This is a genomic window from Edaphobacter flagellatus (genome assembly GCF_025264665.1).
Lineage (GTDB): Bacteria > Acidobacteriota > Terriglobia > Terriglobales > Acidobacteriaceae > Edaphobacter > Edaphobacter flagellatus.
On sequence record NZ_CP073697.1, the window covers coordinates 3,099,359 to 3,112,035 of the forward strand.

The window sequence follows — 12,677 nt, forward strand, 5'->3', positions numbered from 1 at the left end:
CACCCTATACGTTCGCAGTTCGATTGCGCGCCATGTAATTGCGCACGGCGTACACAATCAGCCCTGCCAGCAGAATGATGCCGGCTGTCCGTATCTCACGGTGAAAGTTTGGGCGCGAGAACAGGATGAAGAGAAATCCGCCGAGTGCCAGGAGTGCCGGAATCGGATAGAGGGGCATCCTGAAGCCGCGCACCTTGCGTTCGCGCCTGTGCTTCGGTAGTAGTACAGCGATGCCTTGCAGCAGAAACTGGAAGAGGATGCGAATTACGACCAGTGCGGTGATCACCTCCTGCAATCTGAACATGCAGCAGATCATCGTGATTGCGCCCAGCCACAGCAGCGAATGATGCGGCATGCGGAGCTTCGGATGGATTGCGCCAAACCAGGCGGGGAAATTGCCGTCGCGTGCCGCGGCAAACGGAATCCGTGATTGTCCGAGCAGCAAAGCCAGCACAGAGCACAGCGCAGCGACGGCGATGAGGACTACGGTGATGCCAGCAGCCGTATGTCCATAGAGCCTTTCCATAAAGACAGCCATCGTGAACATGCGTGCGTGGGTGTTTCCGGTCTCCTGCGCCATCTCTCGCCAGGGCAGTACGCCCAGCACGCTGACGTTCATCAGCAGGTAGAGCGAGCCGACAATGATGACAGATCCAAGCACGGCGCGTGGGATCGTGCGCTGCGGATCGCGTACTTCGGCGCCCATAAAACATGCGCTGTAATATCCGCCGTAGTCATAAGCTGCGACCAGCAGACCTGCTCCCAGCCCCATAAAGAAGGCACTGTTCAATGCAAAGGCCCCAGGAGGGAAGTCGAAGGCAATCTTCGGGTCGAAGTGTGTGAACCCTGCAAAGATGATGAACACCAGCGTCAGGACGACGACGAAGCCCAACCAGCGTACGATCTTGTCGATCGCAACAATGCTGCGATATAGAACCAGCAGCGCCAGCGCACAGGCTCCCATAGCAATCAGTGTCTGTCCGCTCCACACGAAAGGAACGCCAAGTAACTTCACTGAAACGATCGGCTGCGATGCGTTCGGAACAAAGAACGAAACATACTGAGAAAACCCGATGCAGCCCGATGCAATAGATAGTGGGCTGCTGAAAAGAATCTGCCACGCATACAAAAAAGAGAAGACTCGCCCCAGCCCACGCTCACCATAAAGATGTTTCAGGTAAGCGTACGATCCACCTGCCTCCGGATACGTAGTGCCTAATTCGCTCCACACCATGCCATCGCACAGTGAGAGCGCAGCACCCAGTACCCAGCCCAGCATGGCCTGCGGTCCGCCCATCGCCGCGACGATCAGCGATAGTGTGACAAACGGGCCCACACCCACCATGCCGATCACGTTCAGCCCCAGAGCGGACATTGTCGAAAGACCACGTTGCAACTCTGGCTTCGCTGGCTTTATGGGTTCAGTCAAAGGGAGACGATCAGTTTTCATGTATCCGCCGCAACAGAGAATCGTATTGCTGCTTCATCTTCACCTTTGCTTCTGCCAGATGCTGTTCCGTATCACTCAACCATTGTGTATCTGCCTGAAGCTGCGTCTTCGCGCGCTCTATCTCCGGTTGAAGTGCCTCGGCTGCTGGGCCGCCTGGAATTCGGCGCACTGCAACGAAGTTTGCTGCGCTCAGGGCGCCACGAATCTGGTCGGAAGAAATCAAAGCAGCTTTGTCGGTTTCTCTTAGTTCGCGTTCTACGATCTGCGCCATCGTATCGGCATCGTAGCCGCGATCTCGTAACTCGCGTACGGCCTTACTGACGATCGTATGCGATGCATGAAAACTCATTCCGGTCACACGCACCAATGTATCGGCAAGCTCGGTGACGGGTAAGAAATTTCCATCAGCGGCTGCTGCCATGCGCGCAGTATTGAATTCAGCTTCGCCAAGGGTACCGGTTAGCAAGCGGACACTTCTGTCGGCATCATCGAACGCGGTGTACACCAACGGCTGCAGATCGTCCTCGGCGTCGTTCATATCGGCGAACGGAGTATTATGCAGACTGCCCAGCACGCCTTGTGCCTCTACTAGCGCGCGGCTCGCAAGGACGCGCACATGCTCTAGAGGGACAGGATTCCGCTTCTGCGGCATGATGCTTGAGATCTGCACATAAGCATCGCTTAGCCGTAAATATCCAAACTCAGCTGTGCTCCAGAAGAGCAGATCCTGCGTAAACCGCCCCAGGCTTAGCATCGCAGTCGCCAGCACACTGCAGCTCTCCGCGACATAATCCACGGCGGCTATCGCTCCATACGAGTTCACCTGCAGGCCATCGAATCCAAGCAGTGATTCCGTAAAGCCTCTGTCGATCGGGAATCCAGTCGTCGTAATCGCACACGCGCCCAGCGGGTTGCGATTCACACGCGCATAAGCCTGGCGAAGCCGCTCGGCATCGCGCTCAAGGATCTCAATATAGGCCATCAGATAATGGCCAAGCGTCGTGGGCTGAGCCGGCTGATTGTGTGTATAGGCCGGCATTAACGCCGCGCGATATTCCCAGGCCAGATCGATCAACAGTCGCCGTAACGCGAGCAGTGAAGTCAGCATGCCAAGCAGGCGGCCTCGCAGCACCATCCGGTACATCGTCAGGTCGATATCGTTCCGGCTACGGGCCGTGTGCATCTTGCCGGCTACTTCTTCGCCACATGCAGCGGCAAGCTTCTTCTCGATATAGAAGAAGAGATCCTCAAATGTTCCATCGTACTCGGCGCGCTCAATTTCGCCGCGATCCAGCGCGTCCAATGCGCGCAGGCACTGGGCTGCCTCACCTGCGGGCATGATGCCCTGCCGCGCCAACATCAGCGTGTGCGCGTATTCAATCTCCAGCAGTGGCCCTAGAAAATAACGCTTTGCATCCACAAATACCGGAGCCAGCACCGTATCGCGGTACACCGGTGCCGGAAATTTTGTCGTCGACTTCGACGTTGTCATCATTTGTCCTTTACTGCACATGCACGAAGACAGAAAAATGGCGGCGCAAACCTATTATCGGTTCACGCCGCCGTTGTTGACTACCAGCGAACCGCAAGGCCGAACTGCACAATGCGCGCTTCCAGCACCGATCCACGAGTGATCGTTGGCGTGCCGATCGAGGTTCCAATCGGGCCCAGTGGCGAATTGCCTGCCTGCACGATGGCTTGTACAGGCGAAAGGGTTGTAACGTTCGTGTGGTTGAAGAGGTTGTTCGCCTCGAGGAGGAACGAAGGCGCGATGCGATCAAACAGCTTCGGGAAGGTCCTCGTGTAACGCCCATCGAACTGGTAAACATTCGGGGACCGCAACGAATTTCTTCCTACGTACAGCGGGCGTGTAACCGAGGCAACCGACGAGTCGCCATTGATAGAGACATTGGTGATGATGTTCTGCTGATCGCCCGAGCTGACGTTCGCCAGCAGCGCGACCATGTTGTGATTAGCCAATGTATTTAGGAATCCATGGCTCAGGCTGAACGTCGGTTCCATGACCGCCGTCAGGTTGAAGGCATTCGGATGATTGACGATGCTGTTGCCACGATCGCGCTTCCGGTTCGTCGTATCCATGATCGCAACGCTCTGCTCGAAGGTATTTACCTCTGGAGCATCGGAGATCGAATGTGACCATGTGTAGTTGGCATTGATCTGAATGCCGTGAGCCAGTGACCGCGTATAGTTCAGCACCAACGCATTGAAGCTCGTGTTCGCACCCGACTCTACCTGGTTAATCTGATTGAATCGAGTATCCAGACGGGTCGAAGCATTAGCCGCTGAGCTGAAAACAGGACGTCCGTCTGCCAGTTGCCCAGTCGGATTGATGGGGTTGATATTGTGCAGGTACATGAGGTTGCGGCCATTCGCCAGAATGTAGCCGATCATGAATGTGTCATAGCGGCTGAACTCGTGCGAGAGCTGCAAGGTTGCATTCCACGTGTACTCGTTCTTGAACTTCGGCGAAATCGTCGTCACGTTCTGAAGTGACGTCGCGCCGGCGGCGGGAATATTGGGAAAGGCAAGTGTTCCAGTGGTTGCACCCGCCGGTTGCGTAATCGTAAAGCTGTTGACGCGATTCGATCCATCCAGGTTGAGCGCATTAAACCAGAGGTTCGTCGGCGTGGATTGATAGAAGACACCGCCCGAAGCCTTAAGAACAGTGTGGTCGTCTAGGCGATAGGTCACACCAACGCGAGGCGCGAAGTTAAGGCTCGGCGTATTGAAGCTTCTCGAGTTGATAAAAGGAGCATTCGGATTTGATTGCGGTCCTTTGAAGCGGTCATAGCGGCCGCCATAGACCAGCAAAAGCTTCGGCGTTACCTGCCAGGTATCCTGCACGTAGGCTCCGAAGAAGAGCGAAGCATAACCGATGCCGGTGAGATCCTGCTGGCTGCGGAACTGGCTGTATCCGTAAGGATTGGTTCCGTTCTTAGCTGCGAGGTAAGACGCGAGAGACGTGAACGTATATTCGTTGAAGCTGACCAGCCGCTGACGGTTGATTAACTCTGCAAGACTGAACCCGCCTTTGATCGTATGAGCTCCGCGAATATAGGTAACGTTGTCGCTTCCGCTTGGAACTTTATCGGTGTACTGATCGCCAGCATTGCTGGATGCTCCAATATTGGCCACACCGGAGATAACAATGGCAGGATCGGCGCCTGCCGATGGCCCACGGAAGTGCGTGTTGTTACGAAATGGCCATGAGAAGCGAAGCTCATTCAGTAGATGATCATTGACGGTTGATGTCAGCTGAGCGCCGATGACATGAGCGCGATCCAGAAAGTCTGCCGCTGTGCTGCGTGCATTCAGGCCGCCAACCTGTGTGTTGAAGGGAAAGTTGTTCTTGAAGTAGTTGTAACGAACAAACATTGAGTTCTTGCTATTGATTGTCCAGTCGCCTCGTCCTGTGGCGAAGTTACCATGTAGCATGCCAGGAGTTGCACTGACCTGATCAGGAGATAACCCCAGAGCAGCAACGTTTGCTGCGGTAATGGTAACTGGCGCAGGTTGTCCGCGCGTCACATGCTCGTATGCGCCAAAGAAGAACAGCTTATCCTTGATGATCTTTCCGCCAGCGTTTACAGCGAAATCCTGGAGTTGTAGATTCGGCTTTGCCTGTGACTTGTTCGCGAAGAATGGATATGCTGTTGCATCCTGCCAGCGGCGAATCCACTGAAACATGCCGTGATAGCTGTTCGTGCCGTTGTTCGAGATCACGTTATAAACGTCGCCCGAGGTCCAGCCATACTCCGGGTTGAAGCTGTTCGAGACTGTCTGTACTTCCTTCAGAAAGCTGTCGGCAATGGGAAACAAACGCAGACCAATGCGGTCACTCTCCGTATTCACCATACCGTCCATCTGGTAGTTGATACGGTCCAGAAGTCCATTGGTGTTCAGCGTACGCGGAATACCAAGCTCCGGGTTCGGATGGCCGCTCACGCCAGGCTGAAAAAGGATGAAGTTGTAGGGGTTCCTCGAGGTCAGAGGAAGATTCTCGATCTCGCGGCTATCCAGCGTGCGCTGTACGCTCAACGTAGTCGGATCGATGTTCGTAATCGTTGCGCTTACATCGATCTGCTCCGATGCATTGCCAACCTTCAGAGAAGGATCAAGCACGGCTTCTTTACCGGCCGTCAGAATAATCTGATCGAAGCGTGCCGTCGAAAAACCATCCTTGCTCACCGAGACGCTATACGTTCCCAGCGGAAGGTTCACCAGCACAAAGTAGCCATTGCCTTCCGACACGATCGTGCGGGCAAAGCCAAGCTCGGCATTGGTTACGGTTATGCTGGCATTTGGAATGGCAGCTCCGCTCGCATCGGTCACTTGACCGCGAATGGTGCCGTTGATGGACTGCGATTGACTCCACGATGGGAGTGTTGTCACGAAACCTGGGAGCGCTGCAAGCAGCGCGGCGCTAAGGAGAGAAGAACGAAGACGGGTCAACAAAATGTGCCTCCTGAAGTGCTGAAGCTTTTCCTGTGAGATCGCAAAGCCTTTCGGCTTAAAACTTAGTAAAACCTGTTAAGTAAGTCGTGAGGTGCCCTGAGACTAGTGAAAAACTAGCCGGCTTGTCAATGAAAATTCTCGGCCTGTTTACGCCAGCAGTTGCGCTTCTGTGGCAGAAAGACTCAGAGAAATCGCACCGTGAAGCTGGGCCTGGGTTGCCAGTGAGCTCGACCGAACCTGCGGTTTGGCGAACTCATTGCGCGCCAACAGCTTCTCGGTGACTCTACAAAGCTCCGGGTGAGAGCCGACGCCGCCGCCCAGAATGACGACTCCGGGGTCGAGCACCAGCGATAGCCCGGTAATGCAATCCACCAGGATTTGTGCCGTGTAATGCACCACCTGGCAAGCCAGACGGTCCCCATCCACAGCAAGGTCGAAAATTTCCGTCGCGCGCAGCTTTTCCAGCGCACCTGTGTCCGTTCGCCGTTCCCGGGCAAGCAGACGACGCCACTCCGCTTCAATTCCATGGCCGCCGATCGAACGCTCCAGCTGACCGGGCGAATAAACCTGCAGTGCCTCGCGCGGCTGGCCCAATACAGCGGCGTAACCAATTTCGCCCGCACTCCACTTCGCGCCATGGTGCAGCCGGCCATGCAGAAAGATACCTGCGCCAACACCCGTTCCCAGTGCCATGAAGACAAAGTCGTCGACGCCTGTGGCCGATCCGCGCCAGTATTCGCCTACGGCGGCAAGGTTCGTATCGTTCTCCACCATCGCAGAGATGCCGAGTTCGCGCTCGATCATCTCGCGCAGAGGAACGCCCGTCCATTCCTTCAGATTCGGTGCCGAAACGACAACACCTGCATTGACATTCGTGATGCCGGGAGCACCCGCCGTAATGTGCATCACCTTGCGAATCGAGGTGGATTCTTCCTGGCACATGATCTTCAGGCCATCGTGAATCAGTGCGCACACGGCCTTCGGCGTTCTCTGCTTGTCGGTGAATTGCGTCGCCCATTGTGCAACGACGCGGCCATTCAGGTCGGCAAGAATCATGCGCAGCCGAGTGCCGCCAATATCGGCTCCCGCGACATAGCCGTGGCTTGCATTGAAGCGCAGCATCTCGGGTGGACGTCCGCCGCTCGATTCACCATCGCCCAGATTCTCTACCAGTCCCAGCGACTCCAGGTATCCCACCGCGCTCGATACCGTAGGTGCGCTCAACCCCGACAGTCGGACAAGGTCTGCCTTCGAGCACGGATTATGCTCCTTCAGCAGCCGCAGCAGAACGCGAGCATTTGCCTGGCGAAGATGGGATGGCCGCGACGGGGTGGCCTCAACGTCATGCAGTACTTGTGGGGGGAAATTAACTCGCATTCGCTTCCAGTGTCGTAGGACACATCATACTCTACATTTCTTAATAATCTTTACAAAGTTAAAAGTATCGTGATATCCAATTAGCCAGCTAAAGAACATTCGAGGGAAGAGCACCCAAAAAATAAAGCAGTGTCTGCACTGTTTTGTCCGCTCTGTCCATCAACTATACGGACGCACCAAGAAGGAGTCCTTTCGTTCATGAGATCTGACGTCTGCCGCGGGACCATCGCTTCGCTTCTCACCCTCTGCCTTTCGCTCAACGCCTCTCCCGTGTTTGCGCAACAGCCGGAGTCCGTCACTTCGTATCGCTCTGCTTATGCAAGGCCTCTGCCGATCGACAGTGGCTCTGCTGGTCTTTCGCAAACCCTTCAGAAGTTGCACACGCGCGCCTCGCTCGCGATGGTCACAGCACACCCTGACGACGAAGACGGCGGAATGCTGACTTACGAAAGTCGCGGCCAGGGCGTCGACACCACTCTGCTCACGCTTAACCGAGGCGAGGGCGGACAGAACGTCATGACCTCCGACTACTGGGACCAGCTCGGCACCCTCCGCACGCAGGAGCTGCTCGGCGCAGGCAACTACTATGGTGTCCATCAGTACTGGACACGCGTCGCCGACTTCGGCTTCTCGAAGACCATCGAAGAAGCGCTCAAGACCTGGGGCGAAGACCGCGTCCTTTATGACGCCGTCCGCGCTATCCGTATTCAACGCCCTCTCGTCGTCACCAGCGTCTTCGCAGGCAACGTCTCCGACGGACACGGCCACCACCAGGTTGCCGGCTACACCGCGCAGAAGGTCTACGTCATGGCTGGCGACCCCAAGGTCTTCCCCGACCAGATCAAAGCTGGCCTGCTGCCCTGGACGCCGCTTAAGGTCTACGCGCGCGTCCCCTTCGCCCGTGTCACCGAAAAAGGCATCTACGATTACGCCACCGGTCACTGGGAACCCGTACGCTTCCGCAACTACGTCGATAACACCTGGATCGAAGGTGTGCCTAAGGCAACACTCGAAGTTCCCATCGGAGAATACAACCCGATGCTTGGCAGCTCCTACATGCAAACCTCGCGTGAGGGACTCAACCAGCAGAAGACGCAGATGGGCGGTATCGGCATTCCGCTTCCGCGCTCTATCTCCAGCGGCTATCACCTCTACGCCTCGCGTGTGCCTGTAGCCGATCACGAGAAGACATTCTTCGACGGCATCGACGTCACCCTCGCCGGTATTGCTTCCTACGCACCGAAGAATGAACAGGCTCCGTGGGTTGAAAAGCTCAACGCGCTCAACGCCACCGTCGAATCCGCCATCTCCTCCTTCAATGCGGCAAATCCGGCGACGATCGCGCCTGTTCTAGCGAAGGGCCTTGCGCAGACCAACGCGCTTGTCGACGAGGTTGCCAAGAGCAAGCTGCCTGCTGAAGCTCGTTACAACATGACACACGAGCTCAAGATCAAGCAGGAGCAGTTCAACCTTGCGCTGCAGCAGTCGCTCGGCCTTGCCCTGCTGGCCAACACCAGCGATGGTCCCGCCGCTGGTGGCCGCATGGGGCCCATGGGCGATATGTCCACGCAGACACCCACCTCGCAAACTGTAGTCCCGGGCGACAAAGTCTCCGTTGCCGTCCACGTCGCCAATCAAGGTACGGAAGCCGTTGCCATCTCTGCCGTCGATGTTGTCTCCGAAGCTGGAACTGGCTTCGGCATAACTCCCAAAGCCTCTATTACCGGCGAACTCGCATCCGGAGCTGCGCGCGACGAATCCTTCGAGGTGGCTGTCCCACGCGCCGCCGAACTCACCAAGCCCTACTTCAGCCGCCCCACGCTCGAGCAGTCGTACTACGACATCAACGACCCGCGTTATCTCAATCTCCCAACGCGGCCTTATCCATTACTTGCAACGGCAACCGTTACATATAAAGACGTGGCGATCAAGCTCGCAGGAGTCGTCCAGACTGTGCATCGCGTCAATGGCGAAGGCCCTGTCCTTGAGCCTCTGCTTGTAGCTCCGGCAATTTCGCTCAACGTCTCTCCTTATGCGGGAGTTGTTCCCGTCGCCAGTAGTACGTTCGAACTGAACATTTCTCTGCACAGCTCCGTCAAGGGGCCAGCAAAGGGAATTGTTCGTCTCGATCTTCCTAAGGGCTGGAAGTCCATTCCTGAGTCCGCCGATTTCGCAACCATGCGCGAAGGCGAAGACCAGAATCTCAGTTTCAAGGTTCAGCCCGAGCACGTCGAAACCAAGCCCTACATCATTACCGCCGTCGCCGAGTACAACGGCGAAAAATTCACTCAGGGCTTTGAAACCGTCGGCTATCCTGGTCTTCGTCCCTATCCGCACTATCGTCCCGCCACTTACCGCACCACCGGCGTCGACGTGAAGACAGCGCCCAACCTCAACATCGGCTACATCATGGGGACCGGGGACGATGTCGCTACATCGCTTCAGGACATCGGCATCCATCCCACCATGTTGTCTGCGGGCGAGATCGCATCCGCAGACCTCTCGCACTACGACGCCATCGTTCTCGGCATCCGCGCTTACGCCGCTCGTCCCGAGCTCAAGACCTTCAACAATCGTCTTCTCGAGTATGCGCGCAACGGCGGCACCGTCATTGTCCAGTACCAGACGCAGGAGTACGACCACAACTACGGCCCCTACCCGCTCACCCTCTCCGGCGACCCCGAGAAGGTCGTCGAAGAGGACAACAAGGTCACCATCCTCGCTCCCAACGATCCCGTGCTCAACTGGCCCAACAAGATCAATACCTCCGACTTCGATAACTGGGTTGAGGAGCGCGGTCACGGCTTCATGCGTGGGTGGGATTCACACTACACCGCACTCACCGAGATGCACGACAAAGACCAGGACCCGCAGAAGGGCGGCCTGCTCTACGCTCGCTACGGCAAGGGAGCCTATGTTTACCTGGCCTATGCCTTCTTCCGCCAGATGCCCGACGGAGTTCCCGGCTCCTTCCGCATCATGGCCAACCTCATCAGCATGGGCAAAAACCCATCGCTTGCTCTAGGCAAAGAAGCTCCCGCAACACCTGCGGGAACGAAGTAAACCTTTCTCCATAGCGGCGCGTAGGTGATCTCACGCGCCGCATTTTTTGCAATCAAAAATCAGATTTACATCAAGACAATAGGTCATTCCGACCGGAGTGGCACAGTCACGCTCTGCAGGAATTCGCCTCTCGACAACAGACATCCTTCGGGCATGTTCATCCCGGGACAAATCGAAAGATCCGCGCTCGATCTCCCGTCCAGCCACCCCCGCGATACCATAATCACCAGCCAGTGCCGAGCATTCACCGATCCACCAGCTAAACTGGTATAGAGGTATAGACAAGGCCCCATGACCACTCCAGCACGCAACTTCCCCCACGCCATGATCCGCGAGATCTTCGAGCAGCCCGCGGCCATCTCCCAGACCCTCGCCGCGTACGCCGATGGCACCAGTCTTCGTGAGGATGTCTTCCTCGCCGCCCGTCAGGCGCTCGTCGGCCGCGACTCCATTCTTATCTCGGCCTCTGGCTCCAGCCGCCACGCCGGCCTCTCCGGCGAGATCCTCTTCGAAGACCTCGCTGGCATCGCTGTCGACGTCGAATACGCCAGCGAGTACATCTATCGCTCCACGCAGACGCTCAGAAATCCCTGCTTCGTCGTCATCTCGCAATCCGGCGAGACCGCCGACACCTCCGAGGCTCTCCGCGAGGCGATTGCCCGCGGCTCCTCCACCATCGCGATCACCAACAAGCCTGAATCCTCGATGGCCAAACTCGCTGGATGTTCGCTGCCCACCTACGCCGGGATCGAGCGCGCCGTGCCCGCTACCAAAAGCTTTACCACGCAGCTCGTCGTCCTCCAGTTGCTTGCTCTCTACGCGGCACGCATCCGTGGCCGTATGACGCGCGCCGTCGTCGAATCGCACCTCGCGCATCTCTACCAGGTTCCCGCCGCGCTTGAGGCCGTGCTCCCGCGCTGGGAAAAGCAGGTCGCCCAGCTCGCCGACACCTTGCAAACCTCCGAGACCTTCCTCTTCCTTGGCCGCGGCGTCCACTATCCCATCGCCCGCGAAGGCGCGCTCAAGCTTAAGGAATCCGCCTACATTCAGGCCGAGGGCTACCCCACCGGCGAGCTCAAGCACGGCCCTAACGCGCTCGTCAGCCGCCACAATCCGCTCATCGCACTGGCCACCTGCGATCCTTCCTCACCCGACTCCGTCCTGCGTTATGAGAAGACCTTCAACCTCGTTCGCGACATGAACAAACAGGGAGCCGATATCATCTCCATCGTCAACGAGGGCGACACCCGCGTCGCCGGACTCAGCCGTGTTGCTATCGAAGTTCCGAAGGCCGCCGAGTTCATCTCCCCGTTGTATGAAGTCGTGCCGCTCCAGCTCCTCGCCTACTTCATGGCCATCGCCCGCCATATCGATGTCGACAACCCCCGCAATCTCGTAAAAGCCGTCGTCCAGGAGTAATCGCAGGGGCACTCTTCAAGGGGTGTCATTCCGAGCGAAGTCGAGGAACCCCCGCATTTCTCATCCCGGTCACGAATGCATACAAAAAGCCCACACCTCCAAACCTGAGATGTGGGCCTTTTGCATCTACACCACCAGAGAGCTACGCCATCCCCAACCCGCGAATCGCCGCCACAGCCAACGCCGCACCAATCACGGGCCCCAGCACCGGCACCCACGCATACTTCCAACCTGAATCACCCTTCCCCGTGATTGGCAGAATGGCATGGGCGATGCGCGGACCTAGATCGCGCGCAGGATTGATCGCATAGCCCGTCGTCCCGCCCAGCGATAGCCCGATACCCCATACCAGCGCACCTACCAGCACCGGCCCCAGCCCAGGAGCAACGCCCGCCGGAGCGATTCGCTTCGAGAACAACGCCGTCGCCACCAGCACCAGCACAAACGTGCCGATGATCTCGCTCAGCAGATTCCACCCCGGGCTGTAAACCGCAGGAGCCGTGCAGAAGCAGCCTAGCTTCGCATCCTTATCCTCCGTCAACTCCCAATGCGGCCTGTAGTGCAGCCACACGGCAATGCCTCCACACAACGCGCCAAGCACCTGCGCCGGAATGTAATAGAGCAGTCGCTCCGCATGACCGGTCATCATCACCGAAGCCACCGTGAATGCCGGGTTCAAATGCCCGTCCGCATCGCCCAGCGCCGCGCTCACCGCGACACCGGCAAACACCGCAATCGCCCATCCGGCCGTGATCGAAATCCATCCGGCATTCTCGGCCTTCGACTTCTTCAGCAACGCGCCCGCAACCACACCGTTGCCCAGCACGATCAACACAAACGTGCCGACAAACTCACCCATCACAGCCGCAAGAGAAGGACTAACCATAGACTC

Annotated in this window: 7 protein-coding genes; 2 read left to right on the top strand and 5 right to left on the bottom strand. The window is 57.3% G+C overall.

What is annotated here, in order from left to right:
• Positions 1-4: 4 nt before the first annotated feature.
• From KFE13_RS12970 to KFE13_RS12985, 4 genes are all read right to left on the bottom strand, one after another.
• Positions 5-1,450, bottom strand: coding sequence for an APC family permease (locus KFE13_RS12970; RefSeq protein ID WP_260703534.1), 1,446 nt, complete (start codon positions 1,448-1,450; stop codon positions 5-7).
• Positions 1,440-2,945, bottom strand: a complete 1,506-nt coding sequence (gene argH / locus KFE13_RS12975; protein ID WP_260703535.1) for an argininosuccinate lyase — start codon at positions 2,943-2,945, stop codon at positions 1,440-1,442. The genes KFE13_RS12970 and argH overlap by 11 nt, the downstream gene beginning before the upstream one ends.
• Positions 2,946-3,022: 77 nt before the next feature.
• Positions 3,023-5,926 carry a TonB-dependent receptor gene (locus KFE13_RS12980; RefSeq protein ID WP_260703536.1) on the bottom strand — a complete coding sequence of 968 codons (2,904 nt, stop codon included), beginning with the start codon at positions 5,924-5,926 and terminating at the stop codon, positions 3,023-3,025.
• A 147-nt stretch (positions 5,927-6,073) separates the two neighbouring features.
• On the bottom strand, positions 6,074-7,303 hold the full coding sequence (locus KFE13_RS12985) for an ROK family transcriptional regulator (RefSeq protein ID WP_260703537.1): 1,230 nt from the start codon (positions 7,301-7,303) through the stop codon (positions 6,074-6,076).
• A 198-nt stretch (positions 7,304-7,501) separates the two neighbouring features.
• Between KFE13_RS12985 and KFE13_RS12990 the strand changes: the two genes are divergently transcribed.
• Together KFE13_RS12990 and KFE13_RS12995 are read left to right on the top strand one after the other, a co-directional pair.
• Positions 7,502-10,366, top strand: a complete 2,865-nt coding sequence (locus tag KFE13_RS12990; RefSeq protein WP_260703538.1) for a PIG-L family deacetylase — start codon at positions 7,502-7,504, stop codon at positions 10,364-10,366.
• Between the two features lie 291 nt (positions 10,367-10,657).
• Positions 10,658-11,785 (top strand): SIS domain-containing protein, encoded by a 1,128-nt coding sequence (locus tag KFE13_RS12995; protein ID WP_260703539.1) that lies wholly within the window; start codon positions 10,658-10,660, stop codon positions 11,783-11,785.
• Between the two features lie 142 nt (positions 11,786-11,927).
• Here KFE13_RS12995 and KFE13_RS13000 read toward each other — a convergent pair whose 3' ends face one another.
• Entirely contained in the window at positions 11,928-12,671 is a 744-nt protein-coding gene (locus tag KFE13_RS13000; RefSeq protein WP_260703540.1) for an MIP/aquaporin family protein, read from the bottom strand.
• Positions 12,672-12,677: the final 6 nt, after the last annotated feature.

Excerpts from the sequence above, each read along its gene's own strand:
- KFE13_RS12970 (WP_260703534.1), bottom strand. The coding sequence starts at position 1,450 with ATGAAAACTGATCGTCTCCCTTTGACTGAACCCATAAAGCCAGCGAAG.
- KFE13_RS12990 (WP_260703538.1), top strand. The coding sequence starts at position 7,502 with ATGAGATCTGACGTCTGCCGCGGGACCATCGCTTCGCTTCTCACCCTC.
- KFE13_RS12985 (WP_260703537.1), bottom strand. The coding sequence starts at position 7,303 with ATGCGAGTTAATTTCCCCCCACAAGTACTGCATGACGTTGAGGCCACC.
- KFE13_RS13000 (WP_260703540.1), bottom strand. The coding sequence starts at position 12,671 with ATGGTTAGTCCTTCTCTTGCGGCTGTGATGGGTGAGTTTGTCGGCACG.
- KFE13_RS12995 (WP_260703539.1), top strand. The coding sequence starts at position 10,658 with ATGACCACTCCAGCACGCAACTTCCCCCACGCCATGATCCGCGAGATC.
- argH (WP_260703535.1), bottom strand. The coding sequence starts at position 2,945 with ATGATGACAACGTCGAAGTCGACGACAAAATTTCCGGCACCGGTGTAC.